This is a genomic window from Bacillus cereus group sp. BcHK124, assembly GCF_027712065.1.
In the GTDB taxonomy this organism is placed as follows: Bacteria; Bacillota; Bacilli; order Bacillales; family Bacillaceae_G; genus Bacillus_A; species Bacillus_A pacificus.
This window is the reverse complement of the sequence record NZ_JAQFPJ010000014.1, coordinates 82,400-100,365: the sequence shown is the minus strand read 5'-3', so window position 1 is coordinate 100,365 and position 17,966 is coordinate 82,400. Positions and strand designations below refer to the sequence as shown.

Genomic DNA, 17,966 nt, shown 5'->3' with positions numbered 1-17,966 from the left:
GGTTTTTTGATAAAAATACACAAAAACCCCGAATCATGGGGCTTTTTTTAAGTGTCCATGATTCGGGGTACAGTTCATTACCTATAAGGTGGTGCTTTTTTAATTCCCTTGCTCATGTACAAGAGTGAACGTATCTTTCAACTCACTATCGTTTATTTTAATATTTGCTTTTTTTAATTCATTTTGCAATAGTTTTTTGCCGAATATAGGGTCAGAGATACGTTCTTCTTCTAAGTTTTTGCGAATAGAGTCTTTCACTTCATCATAAGGCTTTAAAGCTTTTTTATCAGTTAATTTAATAATATGATAACCGTTTGGTGATGCAACGGGATTGCTAATTTGTCCGACCTTTAGTTTATAGGCAGCAGTTTCAAATTCAGGTGCCATTCTACCTGAATTGAAGTATCCAAGGTCTCCGCCTTTCTCTTTTGATAGTAGGTCTTGCGATTCTTGTTTTGCTAGTTCTTCAAATGAAGCACCAGCATCTAATTTTTTCTTTATTTCTTTCGCTTCATTTTCGTCACTTACTAAAATATGGCTTGCTTTAATTTCAGGTTTATAGTGGTCTTTCACGTCTTTTTCTGTAATACTTTTCTTAATCGCTTCATTCATAGCAAGTTTGAACTTAATTTGATTTTTGAAATCAGCTTCATCTTTTAAACCATTGTTTTTCAATACGTTTTTAAATTGGTCTCCGTATTGATTTTTCGCTTTTTGTAATTCTTTATCTACATCATCGTCAGATACTTTATATTTTTTCGTGATAACGTCTTGCGCCATCATTTCGTACAGCATGTCTTTTCCGTAACGATCTTTTAACTGTTTTTCGAAGTCGCTCTTCGTAATGGTTGAGTCTGTTGCTGTAGCGACTGTATCTGAGTCGTTTTTTTGTCCACAAGCAGATAGCATTAATATACTTAGTAGTGCAGTAATAATGAAAATGTGTTTCCCTCTCATGCTAACACCTCATCCGAATATGTTATCGCTATTGTAGAATATAGAAGTGAACATGAAGTGAATTTTTAATGTTTTTTCCCTGTAAACTGTAAAAAAAGTACACCAACAATATTGTCGGTGTACGATGGAATCAAAGGTGATCAGTCTTTTTAGAATAGGCACGCTTACCTTGTTCTATATTCTTTTGTTCTTGCTCATTTTTTTGCGCGCGTTTTGCATTATTATCGCGTGCTTTTTTGTCGTTATCACTCGTATGTGGCATATGTATCAACTCCATTTCTAAACGTTGTACGTTTATCATTTCCTTTTTCGTAAAGACTATGTATAGCAGTGTACTCATGAATAATGAAGGTGGATTGGAAATGGATTTGAAGTTGAATTATACCGAACTTATAAAGAAGTTAATCGTTGTAATCGTCGCAGGTTTGTTAAATGCGATTGGAATGAATTTATTTTTAACGCCAGCGAAAGTGTATGCAAGTGGCTTTGCTGGATTGTCTCAATTGCTATCACAAATATTAGGTGATTTTTTATCTATTCACATATCAACCGGGGTATTATTTAGCTTGTTTAACATTCCAGTCGTTATTTTAGCCTGGAAAAAGGTTGGAAAGGCCTTTACTTTCTTTAGTTTTCTTTGCGTTATCTTTATGACTATGTTTTTAGAAATTATCCCAGTTAGAGCAGTTTCAAACGACATCATATTAAATGCGATTTTTGGTGGGCTTATTTCAGCAATCGGGGTAGGGATTGCGTTGAAGTGGGGGGCTTCTACAGGTGGTTTAGATATAATCGCCATGATTTTATCAAAGATTAAAGACAAGCCTGTCGGTACGTATTTTTTCTTCTTTAATGCACTGATCATTATCGCTGCCGGCTATGTGTATGGATGGGAAAAAGCATTATATACTTTAGTGACTTTGTATGTGTCAACGCGAATCATCGATGCAATTCATACGCGTCATGTGAAGATTACGGCGTTAATCGTTACGAAGAATGGGGCGGATGTACGAAAGGCGATTCACTCACGCTTAGTGAGGGGGATTACAACTATACCAGCAACTGGTGCTTATACGAATGAAAATAAGGAAATGTTAATGATTGTTATTACTCGTTACGAACTGTACGAATTAGAGAGGGTTATTAAACAAGTGGACCCAGGTGCATTTACAAACGTACTGCAAACGGTTGGGGTGTTCGGATTGTTTCGAAAAGATTAAAGAGGACCAAAGCTGGTCCTCTTTTTTAATGTGCATTCGTAATGTTTTGCAACTGCTCTTGCATTTCACGTAGCTGAGCTTTTTCAGCTGTTGAAGAGTTTGCGTATGCAGAGTGCAAAGCGTTTTTGGCTCTATATACGAGATCTTGTTGCTCGGCACCGCTTGAACAAGATACGGCATTTGCAACAGCATCTCTAGCTTGTTGAAATAGTAAGTTCCCCATTTAGACCCCTCCAAAAGAAGAGTTACTTCTCGCTTTTTCTGCCTCAGCTAATGTACCTCGGTACGGGAATCTTGCATCATGCTTCATAACAGCATCGGCTCCTTGTTGGATAAAACGTTTTGATTTATTCTTTTTACCCATTCGAAAAACCCCCTTTATTTAGCTGAAAACAATCGACGCGCTAACTTTTGCGTCTAATGATAGTATGAGCGTTTGGCGAGAAACTATAAGCAGGGAATTTTTAGATTACAACCCAAGAACCTCTTCTAAATATAGTGCAATGCCATCTTCTTCGTTCGTTAGCGTCGTATGGTTTGCGAGCGATTTTAATTCAGGGATGGCATTTCCCATTGCGATGCCGTGACCAGCAAATTCAATCATTTCAAAGTCGTTATCTTCATCACCGAAAGCGATAATTCGCTCTTGTGGAATGTTGTAATGACTAGAAATTTTTTGTAGTCCAACGGCTTTATTTAATCCGCTTTTTACAATTTCAATAATCGGCCAAGGTGCGCCCCATTTTCTATGGTCAATTACTTCAGCATGCATATCAGTTAAATGTTGACGAATTGCACTGGAATGCTCGTCATGTGCGTCAATTAATAAGCAAGTTGGATGATCGTTTAAAATATTTAATAAGTCTCCTGTAAAAATGTTTGGAGAACCGAATTCAAAAATATGTTTTTTATCTTCATCAATTTCACGAACATACACATCATCCATTACTTCAGCGTATATATTTTTTACGCCAAAATCAAAGCAAGCTCGGACAATTTCTTGCGCTGTTGCTAGCTCAAGAGGAGAGTGATGTGTGCCCCACTTTGAATCAAGAGGGTGATGTACGTAAGCGCCATTAAAGTTTACGATTGGTGTATTTAAACCAAGTTCTTTATAGTAATCATAACTAGCGCGGAATGGACGTCCTGTTGAAATAACGACAATATGTCCTTGTTCCTTTGCTTTTGCAATTGTATGTTTCGTTCGAGTGGAAATTATTTTGTTGTCTGTTAATAAAGTGCCGTCTAAGTCTAGTGCGATTAAATGCTGTTTGTTCATAATTTCACCTCTTATAATAATTTATTTTTGTTTCTATCTGTATTTCCGTTTTAATATGCAGAAATAAGAGGTTAAGCTGGGTGAGACCACCAAAGATGGAAACTTCACTATATATCCATCTTACGTCGCAAAGTGTTACGGTGTCTACTATTTCTCGCTGGAAATTAAGAAAAGTCAACATCTTTTTAGAAAGTTCAAACAATGTTTCTTTCATTATGGACAAATTGTGAAAAGGGTTACATTGTTCGTAGGATGAGGCTTATAATGAACATGTAATCTTCTCGTATATGTTTGACTCTCCTTTGAAACTGGCCTATAGTAGGTTGGTTTCTTTTTTTTCTACAAATAGGGAAGAAATCCCTGCTTTAAGCTTGTGTCATTCATGTATATGTACAAGAATGAAATGTAGTACTTGTTTCCTAAACATGACAGACAAGCTTTCTTTTAAAATGGATATACTAATGAGGCAAAGACGTCATGGAAGGAGAATGGAAATGGGGCAAAATCGTAGGTTTCGTTCTGGACAAAAAGCGCCGAATGATGGCATTTACGTAGAAATTGGTGAAACGGGAAGTATGGTGAAAGATCCGCAAATGGTAAAATTAACTGCTGGTGAAAAGTTTCCAGATAACACAAATCATAACCGCCAGTGGACATATAAAAGAAAACCGTAAAAGAAGCCGCAATTATTATTGCGGCTTTTTTGTCGTCATTCATTTTAATTTCATTTACCGTATATTTTTCAGTCGTATCATGCATGCTCCCTTTTTCTTTTTCTAATAATAAGTTTGAAAATACATAATCAAAATTATTGTATAAAAAAGTCAGTTGGCGTATAATCAAATCAAAGGTCAAAGAAAGTCAAACATTTGGAGGACTGTAAAGATGGACTTAAATCAAATGACAACAAAAACACAAGAGGCGATTATGAGTGCTCAATCTTTAGCGGTATCTCATCATCATCAAGAAGTAGATACTGTTCATCTCTTGTTTACATTATTAGAAGAGCAAGATGGGCTAGCAGTACGTATTTTTCAAAAAATGAATGTCGATATAGAAGCGTTAAAACAAGGTGCTGAAGGTTTAATTAAGAAAAAGCCCTCTGTAACGGGAAGCGGTGCAGAAGCAGGTAAATTATATATAACAGGTGCTTTGCAACAACTGCTTGTAAGAGCAGGAAAAGAAGCAGAAAAATTGCAAGATGATTACATTTCAGTTGAACATGTATTACTTGCTTTTACTGAAGAAAAAGGCGATATAAACCAATTATTTACAAGATTTCATATTACGAAAGATAACTTATTACAGTCTTTAATGACAGTTCGGGGGAATCAAAGAGTGACTAGTCAAAATCCAGAAGCAACTTATGAAGCGTTAGAAAAATATGGTCGTGATTTAGTGGCGGAAGTAAGAGCGGGGAAAATTGACCCTGTTATCGGCCGCGATAGTGAAATTCGCCGCGTAATCCGCATTCTTTCACGTAAAACGAAAAACAACCCAGTTTTAATTGGTGAACCAGGTGTTGGTAAAACAGCAATTGTTGAAGGGTTAGCACAGCGTATTGTGAAAAAGGATGTACCTGAAGGATTAAAAGATAGAACAATTTTTGCATTAGATATGAGTGCGCTTGTAGCTGGAGCGAAATTCCGCGGTGAGTTTGAGGAGCGTCTCCAAGCTGTATTAAATGAAATTAAAAAGAGTGAAGGTCGTATTTTACTATTCATTGATGAACTTCACACAATCGTCGGCGCTGGTAAAACAGAAGGCGCAATGGATGCAGGAAATATGTTAAAACCGATGCTTGCGCGTGGTGAACTGCATTGTATCGGGGCGACGACGTTAGATGAATATCGTAAATATATTGAGAAAGATCCAGCGCTAGAAAGACGTTTCCAACAAGTATTAGCAGAAGAACCAACTGTTGAAGATACAATTTCCATTTTACGTGGTTTAAAAGAGCGCTTTGAAATTTATCACGGTGTAAATATTCATGACCGCGCGATTGTAGCAGCATCAGTTTTATCAGATCGATATATTTCGGACCGTTTCTTACCAGATAAAGCAATTGATCTTGTCGATGAAGCGTGTGCAACAATTCGTACAGAAATCGATTCTATGCCGACAGAATTAGATGAAGTAACGCGCCGCATTATGCAGCTAGAAATTGAAGAAGCGGCTCTTGGAAAAGAAAAGGACTTTGGTAGCCAAGAACGTCTAAAAACGTTGCAACGTGAATTATCGGATTTAAAAGAAGTTGCAAGTGGTATGAGAGCCAAATGGGAGAAAGAAAAAGAAGATATTCACAAAGTTCGTGACTTACGTGAACATTTAGAGCGTCTGCGCCGTGAATTAGAAGAAGCAGAAGGTAATTACGATTTAAATAGAGCAGCGGAACTTCGCCACGGAAAAATTCCTGCAATTGAAAAAGAGTTAAAAGAAGCAGAAGAAATGGGCGCGCATAATAAACAAGAAAATCGTTTATTACGTGAGGAAGTAAGTGAAGAAGAGATTGCTGATATTGTTTCACGCTGGACTGGTATTCCTGTCGCAAAACTCGTTGAAGGTGAACGTGAGAAATTATTACGATTAGAGCAAATTTTATCAGAGCGTGTCATCGGACAAGAGGAAGCGGTAAGCTTAGTATCAGACGCAGTTCTTCGTGCGCGCGCAGGTATCAAAGACCCGAACCGTCCGATTGGTTCCTTCATTTTCTTAGGACCTACTGGTGTTGGTAAAACAGAACTTGCAAAAACGTTAGCGCAGTCATTATTCGATAGTGAAGAACAAATGATTCGTATTGATATGTCTGAGTATATGGAGAAACACGCTGTGTCACGCTTAATTGGTGCGCCTCCTGGATATGTTGGATATGAAGAGGGCGGTCAATTAACAGAAGCGGTAAGACGTAAACCGTATTCGGTTATTTTATTAGACGAAATCGAAAAAGCACATCCAGAAGTATTCAACATTTTATTACAAATGTTAGATGACGGTCGCATTACAGATTCGCAAGGACGTACAGTAGACTTTAAAAACACAGTTATTATTATGACTTCAAATATTGGATCTGCTCATTTATTAGATGGATTAGAAGATGATGGCTCCATTAAAGAGGAATCAAGAGAGCTTGTAATGGGACAATTAAGAGGACATTTCCGACCAGAGTTTTTAAACCGTGTCGACGAAATTATTTTATTCAAACCTCTTACAACGAATGAAATTAAAGGTATTGTTGATAAAATTGTAAAAGAATTACAAGGTCGTTTAGCTGACCGTCACATTACGGTAGAATTAACAGACGCAGCGAAAGAGTTTGTTGTCGAAGCTGGCTTCGATCCGATGTACGGAGCCCGTCCATTAAAAAGATATGTACAGCGTCAAGTTGAGACGAAATTAGCGAGAGAATTAATTGCAGGTACGATTACTGACAATAGTCATGTAGTGGTTGATGTAGAAAATAACGAGTTAGTTGTTCATGTGAAATGAAAATAGGTTGTGGAGGAGGATTTCTCCACAGTCTATTAAAAAAAGCACTCTTAAGTGCTTTTTTTATTGTTTATAGACTCTGGTGCAACTTCATTATCGGTTTGAGTGTAGTAATTTTCATCGTGGTAGGGCAAAGCTAAGTGCTCCAATGTTTTTTCATCTTCTAGACAAATAATTTTCAATTCGTATCCTTCAAAATCGGTTGGATAGAAAATATCTTCACTTTGATTTTCAGTTAATGCTACATCAATCATATCCCTTAATTGTTCTAATCCTTTTTTGTTACCGATAATTATAGCTTGATTATGCCACATTTGCTGGCCGTAAATATTGCAAATCTTATAATCTTTGAAATTAATAACATTACTCCTTTATATTACGATATAGTCTTTTTTAATAAGAGAATAGTGCTTTTTGTCCTTATATTAGTTATTTAACCGTTAAAGGATAATAAAGGATTTTTATCCATGTAAAAAAGAGTTCGGATAAAATCCGGACTCTTTTTTTAGTGTTGTTCTACTGGTTCGTTTGGAATTGCAGCTGAAATTGCTAGTACGAATACCGCAAGAACAACTGAGAAAATAGACGCTTGGTTAAAATCGTATGTACCGCCAGTCATAGAGCCGATTACGTAGCTCATCATATGTACAAGCAAGAACGACCAAATTAATGCCCAAATGAAACGCATATTTTACACCTCTATTCGTTCAATCTGTCCTTATTGTAACACAATTGAAAAAAGAATATAGAAAAATATTTGTAGATTTTTCAACGCAAATTTGCATTCCGTTCATACATTATAAAAGAGTACTTTTATACGTTTAGAAAATAAGGCGGGGGAAAAATGAGTATTACGGAACGTTTTTTTTACTTAGAAAAAGAACCATGCGTTATTTATTTACCAGAGAAGCCAAATGGATTTTCTGTCATGCTTCTTGGTGATTACAACTACTTTATTGAGAATGGTACAAGTTTATGGACACAGCATACAGGTAGATCTTATTTTTTACATGGCCTTATTGAGGAAGGCTATACGGTCTTTTCTTCTAATTTATACGGAAGACATTGGGGAAACGACCAATCTGTTCGTCTAGCGAAACGTCTATATGACGTTGTGTTGAGAAAAGAGACATTAAATGCAAAAATGCACATTATGGCAGATGGTATGGGGGCACTTGTTGCGCTTGAAATGATGAACAAATACCCTGAATGTATACGTTCTGTCATTATGTTAAATCCGTGTTTAGATTTACCAGAATATGTGGAGTTTGAGAAAGAGCATAAATTTTTTTACAAGAGACTCTTGAAGGAATTAAGTTTGGCGTATGATGCTAAAGAAGAAGAATTAGAAGCGAAAATAAATAAGAAATCATTTACGCTTCTTCCGTCTTGTGTACCTGTTAAAATTTTTGTATCAACACAAGAAAAAAGAGGAAGAAAACAGCTGCTACGTAAATACGAGAAAATGAGGCAATTGAACCAATGCGATACTTCTGTCTTATTCCATCTGCAAGATGTGAAATATAAAATGGTTAGGCAAACGACTGATTTCTTTAAAAAATATGAAGAAGAATTGTGAAGCTCCCATATACATAAATGAGGAGCTATTTGTTTCAAGGGGAAAGGGCTGGTGGTATGGAACGCGTGCTAATTATAGGTGCACTTACGTTTGTAGGTTATCACCTTGTGAATAAAATGATTGCAGAAGAAGTAGAAGTATATGGTCTTGATTTTGATGAATTTGATAGTATGACAAAAATTAATGAAGAGAAGTTATTGTTAATTGGGCGAAATGCGTTATTTACGTATTATTCGATAAGAGATGAAGACGGATGGAGATCCGTAGAGGAAGAGAAATTTGATGCCGTTTACTTTTGTCTGTATGAACCAAATCAACAAAGGGGCTTTCGAAATGAAAGAGTTATATTACAGTATTTAAAGCGAATGATAAGACTGTGTGAAGAACATAAAGTGAAGTTAAATCTAATTTCTTCTATTGAAGTAGGAAACGCAGATGAGTCCGAAAATAAACGTTTATTTTCGAAAGTGGAAGAAGGATTGAAAAAAGGAGAGGTACAATATAGTGTATTTCGAGTTCCTACATTATATGGTCCATGGCAACCATCTTTTATGATGTATCATCAGCTCATGTTATCAGAACTGGGTGAGAAAGAGTGCCATTATGTGAGTGAGGAAAACGGAAGTGATCTACTGTACGTTGAAGATGTATGTGAATACTTATGGGAAAATGGAATGAACGAGGAGCATCTCGGTATATATAATTTACTTAGTGGCAAAAAATCATTATGGAAAAAAGGTATGAACCTTTTACGTGCAGAGGATAAAGTGAATAAAGAGAATGCGGAAGAAAGAGATGGAGCGGCCGAGGATATTTCAATAAAAAGAAATACTCCGTTAGAATACGGTTTAAATAAACAATTGGCACATATGAAAAAATATAAAGAGTTATACGAAGGATAGAGAGCGTGTTACACTATGTATGTGAAAGTTTTAATGGAGAGGAAGAACGTAATATGAATGAGAAAAGCATGCAATTTTTACAAATCGCAATGAAGCATTTACCAGAAGCTAAGGCCATTTTAGATGATAATGGAATTGCGCTTGATATGGAGAAAGCTCAACCAGTATTAGAGTTATTGATGAAAGTTATGAACGAAGCATATGAGCTCGGGAAAGCAGATAAAGAATAAAAGCATTTTTTTAGACGGAAGAAAGGCCCGAACCGTAAGTAGAAGCGGTTCGGGCCTTTTTATATTTCGAAAGAATAGGGAAAGGTATGTTTCCGTTTCTTTTCATGAACAATAAGGTGAATAATGCGTTAGCTTTATGTTTTAGCTGAAATATATTCTAGACAAAAATACATTTATGTTTTAAAATTAGTACCAAGTCATAATAATTGATATAAAACGGAGGGCTGCGATGTGAACGTGGGCATTTTAGGGATCGGAAGATATGTGCCAGAAAAAGTAGTCACAAATCACGATTTAGAGAAAATAATGGATACATCCGATGAATGGATTCGTACGAGAACAGGGATTGCGGAAAGACGCATTGCCGATGATACAATAGATACTTCATATATGGCCGTAGAGGCTTCTAAAAAAGCACTTGAAGATGCAGGGATTAGCGGAGAGGATATCGATCTTATTTTAGTAGCCACAGTAACGCCAGATCGTGCTTTTCCAGCAGTAGCTTGTGTTATTCAAGAAGCGATTGGCGCAAAACATGCAGCTGCAATGGATTTAAGTGCAGCGTGTGCTGGTTTTATGTACGGAATGATTACAGCGCAGCAATTTATTCAAACGGGAACTTATAAAAATATACTAGTAGTTGGTAGTGATAAACTATCTAAAATTGTAGACTGGAACGATCGAAATACAGCAGTACTATTTGGAGACGGAGCCGGTGCGATCGTAATGGGAGCTGTTTCAGAAGGTAAAGGTGTTCTATCTTTCGAATTAGGAGCGGACGGAAGTGGCGGTAAGCATCTTTATCAAGACGAGTATGTTATGATGAATGGCAGAGAAGTCTTTAAATTTGCCGTTCGTCAACTTGGGGATTCTTGTCTTCGCGTTTTAGATAAAGCAGGTCTTACGAAAGAAGATGTGGATTTCTTAGTACCGCATCAAGCGAACATTCGTATTATGGAATCTGCAAGAGAGAGATTAAATTTACCACAAGAAAAAATGAGTATGACAATTGAGAAGTTCGGTAATACATCAGCTTCTTCCATTCCGATTGCGATGGTAGAGGAATTGCAAAACGGACGTATTCAAGATGGTGATTTAATTATACTTGTTGGTTTTGGCGGCGGATTAACGTGGGGAGCAGTCGCTCTTCGTTGGGGTAAATAAGGACTGAGAGAAAAAAGGAGTGTATTTTGTATGGAAAAAAAGAGGGTCGTAATTACAGGACTAGGAGCTGTTACACCGGTCGGTACAGATGTTGAAACAGCGTGGGAAAACATTAAAAAAGGTGTATCTGGAATCGGACGACTTACAAGAATTGATCCGGAACTATTTCCAGCAAAAGTAGCAGCAGAAATTAACGACTTTGAAGTCGAGAAATATATTGATAAAAAAGAAGCGCGCCGTATGGATCGCTTTACACAATATGCAGTAGCAGCAGCGAAAATGGCAGTTGCAGATGCAAAGCTTGAGATTACAGAAGAAAACGGACCTCGAATTGGTGTATGGATTGGTTCTGGTATTGGCGGTATGGAAACATACGAAGAACAATTTAAGATTTTTACTGAGAAAGGTCCGCGCCGCGTGAGCCCATTCTTCGTACCGATGATGATTCCAGATATGGCAGCAGGCCAAGTATCAATCGCAACAGGAGCAAAAGGAATTAACACTTGTTCTGTAACGGCTTGTGCATCTGGTGCAAACTCAATTGGTGATGCGTTTAAAGCGATTCAGCGAGGTGATGCTGATGCAATGATTACAGGCGGAGCAGAGGCGCCGTTAACAAGTATGGCATTCGCAGGATTTAGCTCAGCGAAAGCATTAACATTCAATGAAGATCCAGCAACAGCTTGCCGTCCATTCGATAAAAACCGTAGCGGTTTCGTAATGGGTGAAGGTTCGGGTATTTTAATTCTTGAAGAATTAGAGCACGCATTAGCTCGTGGTGCTCACATTTATGCAGAAATCGCTGGTTACGGTGCAACTGGTGATGCATTCCATATTACAATGCCGGCTCCTGGCGGTGAAGGCGGCGTGCGCGCAATGCGTCAAGCTTTAGCAGATGCAGGTCTACAGCCAGAAGATATTGATTACATTAATGCGCATGGTACAAGTACGGATGCGAATGAAAAGTATGAAACGATGGCAATTAAAGAAACGTTCGGTGAGCATGCGTATAAAGTAGCGATCAGCTCAACGAAATCAATGACAGGTCACTTATTAGGGGCAGCTGGTGCTGTTGAAGCGATTTTCTCTATTAAATCAATTACAGATGGAGTAATTCCTCCAACAATTAACTATGAGACACCAGATCCAGAATGTGACTTAGATTACGTACCGAATCAAGCGAGACATCAAGAAGTAAACGCAGTGTTAAGTAATTCATTAGGATTCGGTGGTCATAACGCAGTATTAGTATTTAAAGCGTATAAATAATAGATGAAATAAGGAGTTTTTTCGTAACATATTGCGAAAAAACTCCTTATTTATTTTTACGCCTTTTTCTCCTTTTGCATATACATAAGAAAAAGGAGGGATAAAGATGGGGGTTGTTGAAACTGCTGAGTGGTTACATCTATATTACGGACGGCCAGAAAAGCTGTGTGAGAAATTTACGAAGTATATCCCGCTGCCAAAAGAAAGATTGTATCGCTTTTTAATTTCTAAAGGTATGTATCGCCCCGTTATGCGAGGAGAACGAGAAATTAAAGAGTTAGAGAAAAAGGAAGTTTGGAAAGAGTTACGTGCGGAGTATGAGAAGCTGAAAGATTGGCTAAAAGGTCCAGATGTCCCTGTCTTTATTTTATTATCAGATTCCTATAATCGAACGGTACAAGAAGAGTATAACGGCAGGGCTGGATTATCTATGCGTCACGTTATTTTCTTATTTGTATGTGGACGGAATTCGGTGGAAGAATTAAAAGTGTTACTAGCGCATGAATATCATCACATATGCAGGTTACATCAAATTGAGACGAAAGAAACGGAATATACATTACTTGATACGATGATTATGGAAGGTTTGGCTGAGCAAGCGGTAACGGAAAGATATTCAGAAAAAAACAATGCACCGTGGACGACGTATCTTTCAAAAGAAGAGGCTATATATTATTGGAAAAATGTTGTACATGAAAGAATAAGTATAAAGCGAGGAACAAGGGAGCACGACATCTTATTAAATGGATTTCATTCTTATCCAAAGATGCTTGGCTATGCGCTTGGATTTCATATTGTCAAAGATTGTGTAACTTTGGAAGGAGAAGATACACTTTCTTTATTGCCTATAGATGCGAAAGAAATATTGAATAAAGCAAATACATTTCATATATAAAAAAACAGGAGCTCTCTTTCCTGTTTTTTTAGTATTAATAGAAGAAAAAATAATAATTAGAATATATTTCCTTAGGTGGAATAAAGTTAAGAAAAATTGAACATAATGATGGATACAAACAGTAGTGAAGTGAGGGGTAGTGAATGTTATATCTACATGATGTATGGGTAAATTGGTTTGAAGGTGAAGAAAATGGGTATAACGTTTGTCATTTTTACGAATGGCGGAAAGATGATACGATTGAGCTATTAGATCAAGTGCCATTATTAAAAGTAGATGCCACATTATATCATTACATCGAGAACGAATTGTTAGAGCTTCCGCAAAAAATGTTGGAAGACGTACATCATAAGGCTTATATTCGTAAAAATCATGAACGTTTGCAGCAAGAGTATTGCTTTGTAGTTACAGATGGAAAAGGAATTATTGCGATTGACACAATTGGTTACAATGTACCGATTCGAAAAAGTAGACTTATACCGCGCCAAGAGCAGATGGTATATGAGATGGTAGAAAACGTACAAGCAGAAAAGTATGAGTTCCAAGTAGAAGAAATAGAAAAAGAACATCATATTTTATCACCATCACCATTCATTATGAATGGCCTGACTCGTAAAGAAAGACAGCTTAAACAATTATTATTTATGGCGTTAGATCAATTACATACAACGAAAAACACAGCAGAAATTCGCTATTGGTTCACAGAGTGGGATCCATCAGCATACGGAATGGTTCAACATATGGAATTTGAAGATATTTGGGCTAAGCTGTATGAGGAAGCGAAAACAGGTTGGTCTGAGAAGCACGAACAATTATGCGAGCGTCTCGTAAAAGGACAACCATTTTTTGAAAAGTTATGGGAAATGGAAAACGAGCAAAAGGTAAATTAAAAAAACCGCCAATCGGCGGTTTTTTTAATTTGGTGTAACTTATCTTCAGCAGCAAGCTCTTCGTGTCTAAGAACTGAACGAGCTGCCTCCGCTTTTATATGAAATCCAGCTCCAGCGGCAAGAATGTTCGGTGGCTTCGCACCTTCCTGCGAGGCAAAAAACGCCTCTCCGTCAGGAGCTCCATCCCCTCACATTCTAAGCGAGCCGCTTCCGCTTTATATAGAAATCCAGCTCTGGCTCCTAGCCCTCCGCTTTATATGTTACCTACGTTTTCTGCTTAGTCCCATTGCGTTTTCTACTTTGCGTAGTTGTTTGAATGCGACGCGGTTTGCTTTTTCGGCACCTTTGTCTAGAATTTCGTCTAGTTCTGGTGAGTTAATTAGTTCGTTATATTTGTCTTGGATTGGGCGAATCGCTTCTACGACTACTTGTGCTAGGTCGCCTTTGAAGTCGCCATATCCTTTTCCTTCGTACATTGCTTCGATTTCTTCAACTGTTTTTCCAGAGAATGAAGAGTAGATTGTTAATAAGTTAGAGATACCAGGTTTGTTTTCTTTATCGAATTTCACGATACCTTCAGAGTCAGTTACAGCACTCTTAATTTTCTTTTCAATTGTTTTTGGTTCATCAAGCATGCTAATCATTGATTTTGGATTCGGATCAGATTTACTCATTTTTTTCGTAGGCTCTGTTAGTGACATAACGCGAGCTCCTACTTTTGGAATGCGGATTTCAGGAATTGTGAATACTTCACGGAAGCGTTTGTTGAAACGCTCTGCTAGGTCACGTGTTAATTCCATATGTTGCTTTTGATCATCACCAACAGGCACGATCTCAGTGTTGTAAAGTAAAATATCAGCAGCCATTAATGGTGGATACGTTAGTAATCCAGCTGGTACTGAATCTCTACCTGACGCTTTATCTTTATATTGCGTCATACGCTCTAATTCTCCAACGTAAGCAACTGATTGCATAATCCATCCTAGTTGAGCGTGTGCCGGTACTTCTGATTGTACAAATAACGTAGCTTTTTCAGGGTCGATACCGCATGCTACATAAAGTGCAGCAAGACTGCGGATGTTTTTACGAAGCCCGACAGGATCTTGAGGTACTGTAATCGCATGTTGGTTTACAATACAGAAATAACAGTCGTGTTCATTTTGAAGCTCTGTAAATTGCTTCATAGCTCCTAAATAGTTTCCAAGTGTAATCGTTCCACTTGGCTGAATACCAGAAAAGATAACTGACATAATTAATTCCTCCTAAATTTGAATGCGTAATGGGGAAGAGAAGGCAAACAAAAAAAGCCCATTCATCCCAAAAAACTATAGGGACGAATGGACCGCGGTACCACCCTAATTATTTCACTACTGTGAAATCTCTCTAATCCATAATAACGTTTGGATATAACGCCAAAGCCTACTACTTTCGGTTCGGTTTGGAGCTCAAAAGCCCATTCCATACTGTACAATTACTTGTTCACACCAGCCACAAGCTCTCTGAAATTGCCTCAATATGTACTCTTCTTTATCATCGCATACATATAAATTTATTTATTGTTACCTGAGCTCTTTAAATATGAAAGAACTAAAGTTTTATAACAAAATGTTTTGCTGATTATTATATCATATGGGATAGTGTTTGCAAACTACATCAAAATAGTAAAGCTAATGAAGGTCGAGAACAACCCAAGAATGATACCGGTAATGCAAATTGGATACGTCCATTTGAATGAATATGTTTTATAAATACGTTCTTTCTTATCGACAGGTTCCTCTACTTCTTCAATTAAAGAGTCAATTTTTTTGTTCGTACCAAATACTCTTTGGAAGGCGTAAATTGTTACATTAAAAAATCCATTTTGAAATATGAATAAAAAACCGCCTATAAGAATAAAAAATAGTGCAATATAAAACGAGATGTTGACAAAATTCAACAAAAAATGCGATGAAACGAGGAATGCACCAATACTAGAAGCGATTATCGCTATGAAAATTAGTATACAAGTATGAAAAAAAACTTTATTCAAAATGTTCCCCTCCGTCAAAATATTACTAGAATTATTATACTATAAAAGCTATAATATGTACTAGAACTAATTTTTTGAAAATTATACGCAATTAAAGGTCTGATTGCAAGATGATGGTAGCAATGTTAACGTATCCCTTTACAAAAAAATAAAAATATAAACATTTTATTAAAAATTTTAACAAAAAAACAAAAAACTATATTCACAATTGTTATATTATATGTATAATGAAAATTGTAGAAACTTGGAGATTATTCTTTCAATTCTACTTTTTTACAAGTGAGGGTACAGGAAGTGCAATTAGGGGAGGCAACACAACATGAAGAAAAAGATACCGTTATTACTTGCATCGACGTTGACTGTCAGTATGTTAGGAGCTTGTAGTTACCAAAAAGAGGATAATAAAGCAGGCGCGAAAGAAAAATCCTCAAACAAGCAAGTGTTAAATCTAACTGAGACAGCTGAAATCCCAACTATGGATACGACGTTATCAACAGATGCAACATCTTCTAACATCATGAATAACACAATGGAAGGGTTATATCGTCTGGGGAAAGATGATAAACTTGTTCCGGGTGTCGCTAAATCTTATGAGAAATCAGAGGATGGCAAAAAGTATGTGTTTAAGTTACGTGAAGATGCGAAATGGTCTAATGGTGAACCTGTAACAGCGAAGGACTTCGTTTATTCTTGGCGAAGAGCTGTAGATTCAAACACGGGTGCCAAGTTTGCTTACATACTATTTGATGTTAAAAATGCGGAGAAGGTTAACAAAAAAGAGTTACCAGTTGAAGAACTTGGTGTAAAGGCAATTGATGATCATACACTTGAAGTGGAATTAGATAACCCTGTTCCTTATTTTGTAAGTTTAACAGTCTATCCAACATTGTATCCTTTGAATGAGAAGTTTGTAACAGAACAAGGAGCAAAATTTGGATTAGAATCCAATACGACACTTTATAATGGTCCATTCGTATTAAATGAATGGAAGCATGAACAAAGTTTCAAGCTTAAGAAGAATCCAACGTATTGGGAAAATAAAGAAGTAAAACTTGAGGAAATAAACTTCAATATTGTTAAGGATCGTTCAACTGCTATAAATTTATATGAAACGAAAGCAATTGATCGTGTAGTCTTAACATCAGAGTTTGTAGATAAATACAAATCAGATGCTGACTTTAAAACGATTAAGAGACCATCTACACAATTTATTCGCTTAAATGAAAAGAATAAATTTTTAGCAAATAAAAATATCCGAAAAGCAATTGCAATGTCCTTTGAACGTGAAAACATCGGAAAAGTAATCTTAAACGATGGTTCAGAGGGTATATATGGTTTTGTTCCGAAAGGCTTAGCAAAAGGTCCGAATGGAAAAGACTTCCGTGAAGAAAACGGAAAGCTTATAAAAGAGGATATGAAAGAAGCACAAAAATACTGGGAAGCTGGTAAAAAAGAACTTGGTGTAGACAAAGTAGAGTTAGAGCTATTAAACTTTGATACTGATGATGCTAAAAAAATCGGAGAGTATTTAAAAGGCCAATTTGAAAAGAACTTACCAGGTTTAACAGTTCCAACAAAAATGCAACCATTTGCACAAAAATTAAAACTTGAAGCAAGTGGAGATTATGCAATGTCATATGCGGGATGGAATCCAGATTATATGGATCCAATGTCATTCCTTGAAATGTATACGACAGGTAATGCGCAAAACAAAGTACATTACGCAAACCCAGCGTATGATGATTTAATTAAAAAAGCAAAAACAGAAGTTGATGTACAAGCTCGTTGGGATGCATTATTACAAGCAGAAAAACAACTGCTTGAAGATGCAGCAATTGCTCCAGTATATCAACCTGGAAAAGCATATTTACAACGCCAATCTATTACTGGCCTATTAGAACATAAATATGGCGGGGAATTTAGCTATAAGTGGGTTGAACTCAAAAACTAAAAATGGTTTCCATCATGAATAAGGGTATATGCCTATGATGGGCATATACTCTTATTTTAAAAAAATAAAAGTAAGAATATTTAAAACTATCTTATTGCTTTTGAGAAAAACGGGG

The 17,966-nt window shown here is 36.7% G+C and carries 20 protein-coding genes and 1 other annotated feature; of the genes, 11 read left to right on the top strand and 9 right to left on the bottom strand.

The window, feature by feature from the left end:
• Nucleotides 1-99: 99 nt before the first annotated feature.
• Both prsA and PDK19_RS19280 read right to left on the bottom strand, forming a co-directional pair.
• Complete coding sequence (gene prsA / locus PDK19_RS19285) at nt 100-957, bottom strand: peptidylprolyl isomerase PrsA (RefSeq protein ID WP_001214227.1); 858 nt, start codon at nt 955-957, stop codon at nt 100-102.
• Between the two features lie 130 nt (nt 958-1,087).
• Nucleotides 1,088-1,219 carry a DUF3941 domain-containing protein gene (locus tag PDK19_RS19280; RefSeq protein WP_001120845.1) on the bottom strand — a complete coding sequence of 44 codons (132 nt, stop codon included), beginning with the start codon at nt 1,217-1,219 and terminating at the stop codon, nt 1,088-1,090.
• A gap of 100 nt (nt 1,220-1,319) precedes the next feature.
• Here PDK19_RS19280 and PDK19_RS19275 point away from each other — a divergent pair, with 100 nt between their 5' ends.
• Entirely contained in the window at nt 1,320-2,177 is an 858-nt protein-coding gene (locus tag PDK19_RS19275) for a YitT family protein (RefSeq protein ID WP_000364453.1), read from the top strand.
• A 25-nt stretch (nt 2,178-2,202) separates the two neighbouring features.
• On the opposite strand, the gene PDK19_RS19270 is transcribed toward PDK19_RS19275, so the two are convergent.
• From PDK19_RS19270 to PDK19_RS19260, 3 genes are all read right to left on the bottom strand, one after another.
• A complete protein-coding gene (locus PDK19_RS19270; RefSeq protein ID WP_000527391.1) occupies nt 2,203-2,400 on the bottom strand; it encodes a DUF3813 domain-containing protein in 198 nt (65 codons plus the stop codon).
• Nucleotides 2,401-2,541, bottom strand: coding sequence for a hypothetical protein (locus tag PDK19_RS19265; protein WP_000516816.1), 141 nt, complete (start codon nt 2,539-2,541; stop codon nt 2,401-2,403).
• A gap of 105 nt (nt 2,542-2,646) precedes the next feature.
• Complete coding sequence (locus tag PDK19_RS19260) at nt 2,647-3,456, bottom strand: Cof-type HAD-IIB family hydrolase (protein WP_001041235.1); 810 nt, start codon at nt 3,454-3,456, stop codon at nt 2,647-2,649.
• Nucleotides 3,457-3,950: 494 nt separating this feature from the next.
• On the opposite strand from PDK19_RS19260, the gene PDK19_RS19255 reads away from it, so the two are divergent.
• Complete coding sequence (locus tag PDK19_RS19255; RefSeq protein WP_000531421.1) at nt 3,951-4,130, top strand: YjzC family protein; 180 nt, start codon at nt 3,951-3,953, stop codon at nt 4,128-4,130.
• Nucleotides 4,131-4,341: 211 nt separating this feature from the next.
• Nucleotides 4,342-6,942 carry an ATP-dependent chaperone ClpB gene (clpB, locus tag PDK19_RS19250; protein ID WP_000365370.1) on the top strand — a complete coding sequence of 867 codons (2,601 nt, stop codon included), beginning with the start codon at nt 4,342-4,344 and terminating at the stop codon, nt 6,940-6,942.
• A 50-nt stretch (nt 6,943-6,992) separates the two neighbouring features.
• Here the strand turns inward: clpB and PDK19_RS19245 are convergent, their stop codons facing one another.
• Together PDK19_RS19245 and PDK19_RS19240 are read right to left on the bottom strand one after the other, a co-directional pair.
• Nucleotides 6,993-7,256 carry a hypothetical protein gene (locus tag PDK19_RS19245; RefSeq protein ID WP_000264678.1) on the bottom strand — a complete coding sequence of 88 codons (264 nt, stop codon included), beginning with the start codon at nt 7,254-7,256 and terminating at the stop codon, nt 6,993-6,995.
• A 191-nt stretch (nt 7,257-7,447) separates the two neighbouring features.
• Complete coding sequence (locus PDK19_RS19240; protein WP_001211115.1) at nt 7,448-7,630, bottom strand: YjzD family protein; 183 nt, start codon at nt 7,628-7,630, stop codon at nt 7,448-7,450.
• A 156-nt stretch (nt 7,631-7,786) separates the two neighbouring features.
• Between PDK19_RS19240 and PDK19_RS19235 the strand changes: the two genes are divergently transcribed.
• The 7 genes from PDK19_RS19235 to PDK19_RS19205 all read left to right on the top strand — a co-directional run bounded on the left by PDK19_RS19235 (nt 7,787) and on the right by PDK19_RS19205 (nt 13,871).
• Nucleotides 7,787-8,521 carry a hydrolase gene (locus PDK19_RS19235; protein WP_000028715.1) on the top strand — a complete coding sequence of 245 codons (735 nt, stop codon included), beginning with the start codon at nt 7,787-7,789 and terminating at the stop codon, nt 8,519-8,521.
• Nucleotides 8,522-8,550: 29 nt separating this feature from the next.
• On the top strand, nt 8,551-9,423 hold the full coding sequence (locus PDK19_RS19230; protein ID WP_000486158.1) for an NAD-dependent epimerase/dehydratase family protein: 873 nt from the start codon (nt 8,551-8,553) through the stop codon (nt 9,421-9,423).
• Nucleotides 9,424-9,476: 53 nt separating this feature from the next.
• Nucleotides 9,477-9,653: a ComZ family protein gene (locus tag PDK19_RS19225; RefSeq protein ID WP_001986215.1), complete on the top strand. Its 177-nt coding sequence runs from the start codon at nt 9,477-9,479 to the stop codon at nt 9,651-9,653.
• A gap of 231 nt (nt 9,654-9,884) precedes the next feature.
• Nucleotides 9,885-10,817 carry a beta-ketoacyl-ACP synthase III gene (gene fabH, locus PDK19_RS19220; protein WP_001100536.1) on the top strand — a complete coding sequence of 311 codons (933 nt, stop codon included), beginning with the start codon at nt 9,885-9,887 and terminating at the stop codon, nt 10,815-10,817.
• A 30-nt stretch (nt 10,818-10,847) separates the two neighbouring features.
• A complete protein-coding gene (gene fabF, locus PDK19_RS19215) occupies nt 10,848-12,086 on the top strand; it encodes a beta-ketoacyl-ACP synthase II (protein ID WP_000412655.1) in 1,239 nt (412 codons plus the stop codon).
• 106 nt (nt 12,087-12,192) lie between these two features.
• Complete coding sequence (locus tag PDK19_RS19210; protein WP_000539320.1) at nt 12,193-12,981, top strand: DUF2268 domain-containing protein; 789 nt, start codon at nt 12,193-12,195, stop codon at nt 12,979-12,981.
• A 143-nt stretch (nt 12,982-13,124) separates the two neighbouring features.
• Entirely contained in the window at nt 13,125-13,871 is a 747-nt protein-coding gene (locus tag PDK19_RS19205; protein WP_000966125.1) for a YjbA family protein, read from the top strand.
• Between the two features lie 260 nt (nt 13,872-14,131).
• Here the strand turns inward: PDK19_RS19205 and trpS are convergent, their stop codons facing one another.
• Together trpS and PDK19_RS19195 are read right to left on the bottom strand one after the other, a co-directional pair.
• Nucleotides 14,132-15,121, bottom strand: a complete 990-nt coding sequence (gene trpS / locus PDK19_RS19200) for a tryptophan--tRNA ligase (protein ID WP_000110985.1) — start codon at nt 15,119-15,121, stop codon at nt 14,132-14,134.
• A gap of 76 nt (nt 15,122-15,197) precedes the next feature.
• Nucleotides 15,198-15,414 (bottom strand) — a binding site (T-box leader).
• Nucleotides 15,415-15,519: 105 nt separating this feature from the next.
• Nucleotides 15,520-15,900, bottom strand: a complete 381-nt coding sequence (locus PDK19_RS19195; RefSeq protein ID WP_001044987.1) for a DUF3899 domain-containing protein — start codon at nt 15,898-15,900, stop codon at nt 15,520-15,522.
• 319 nt (nt 15,901-16,219) lie between these two features.
• On the opposite strand from PDK19_RS19195, the gene PDK19_RS19190 reads away from it, so the two are divergent.
• Nucleotides 16,220-17,851, top strand: coding sequence for a peptide ABC transporter substrate-binding protein (locus PDK19_RS19190; protein WP_046646762.1), 1,632 nt, complete (start codon nt 16,220-16,222; stop codon nt 17,849-17,851).
• Nucleotides 17,852-17,966 lie beyond the last annotated feature (115 nt).

Bases quoted from the DNA above. Each gene is read 5' to 3' on its own strand.
- prsA (WP_001214227.1), bottom strand. From the start codon at position 957: ATGAGAGGGAAACACATTTTCATTATTACTGCACTACTAAGTATATTA.
- PDK19_RS19280 (WP_001120845.1), bottom strand. From the start codon at position 1,219: ATGCCACATACGAGTGATAACGACAAAAAAGCACGCGATAATAATGCA.
- PDK19_RS19275 (WP_000364453.1), top strand. From the start codon at position 1,320: ATGGATTTGAAGTTGAATTATACCGAACTTATAAAGAAGTTAATCGTT.
- PDK19_RS19270 (WP_000527391.1), bottom strand. From the start codon at position 2,400: ATGGGGAACTTACTATTTCAACAAGCTAGAGATGCTGTTGCAAATGCC.
- PDK19_RS19265 (WP_000516816.1), bottom strand. From the start codon at position 2,541: ATGGGTAAAAAGAATAAATCAAAACGTTTTATCCAACAAGGAGCCGAT.
- PDK19_RS19260 (WP_001041235.1), bottom strand. From the start codon at position 3,456: ATGAACAAACAGCATTTAATCGCACTAGACTTAGACGGCACTTTATTA.
- PDK19_RS19255 (WP_000531421.1), top strand. From the start codon at position 3,951: ATGGGGCAAAATCGTAGGTTTCGTTCTGGACAAAAAGCGCCGAATGAT.
- clpB (WP_000365370.1), top strand. From the start codon at position 4,342: ATGGACTTAAATCAAATGACAACAAAAACACAAGAGGCGATTATGAGT.
- PDK19_RS19245 (WP_000264678.1), bottom strand. From the start codon at position 7,256: ATGTGGCATAATCAAGCTATAATTATCGGTAACAAAAAAGGATTAGAA.
- PDK19_RS19240 (WP_001211115.1), bottom strand. From the start codon at position 7,630: ATGCGTTTCATTTGGGCATTAATTTGGTCGTTCTTGCTTGTACATATG.
- PDK19_RS19235 (WP_000028715.1), top strand. From the start codon at position 7,787: ATGAGTATTACGGAACGTTTTTTTTACTTAGAAAAAGAACCATGCGTT.
- PDK19_RS19225 (WP_001986215.1), top strand. From the start codon at position 9,477: ATGAATGAGAAAAGCATGCAATTTTTACAAATCGCAATGAAGCATTTA.
- fabF (WP_000412655.1), top strand. From the start codon at position 10,848: ATGGAAAAAAAGAGGGTCGTAATTACAGGACTAGGAGCTGTTACACCG.
- PDK19_RS19210 (WP_000539320.1), top strand. From the start codon at position 12,193: ATGGGGGTTGTTGAAACTGCTGAGTGGTTACATCTATATTACGGACGG.
- PDK19_RS19205 (WP_000966125.1), top strand. From the start codon at position 13,125: ATGTTATATCTACATGATGTATGGGTAAATTGGTTTGAAGGTGAAGAA.
- trpS (WP_000110985.1), bottom strand. From the start codon at position 15,121: ATGTCAGTTATCTTTTCTGGTATTCAGCCAAGTGGAACGATTACACTT.
- PDK19_RS19190 (WP_046646762.1), top strand. From the start codon at position 16,220: ATGAAGAAAAAGATACCGTTATTACTTGCATCGACGTTGACTGTCAGT.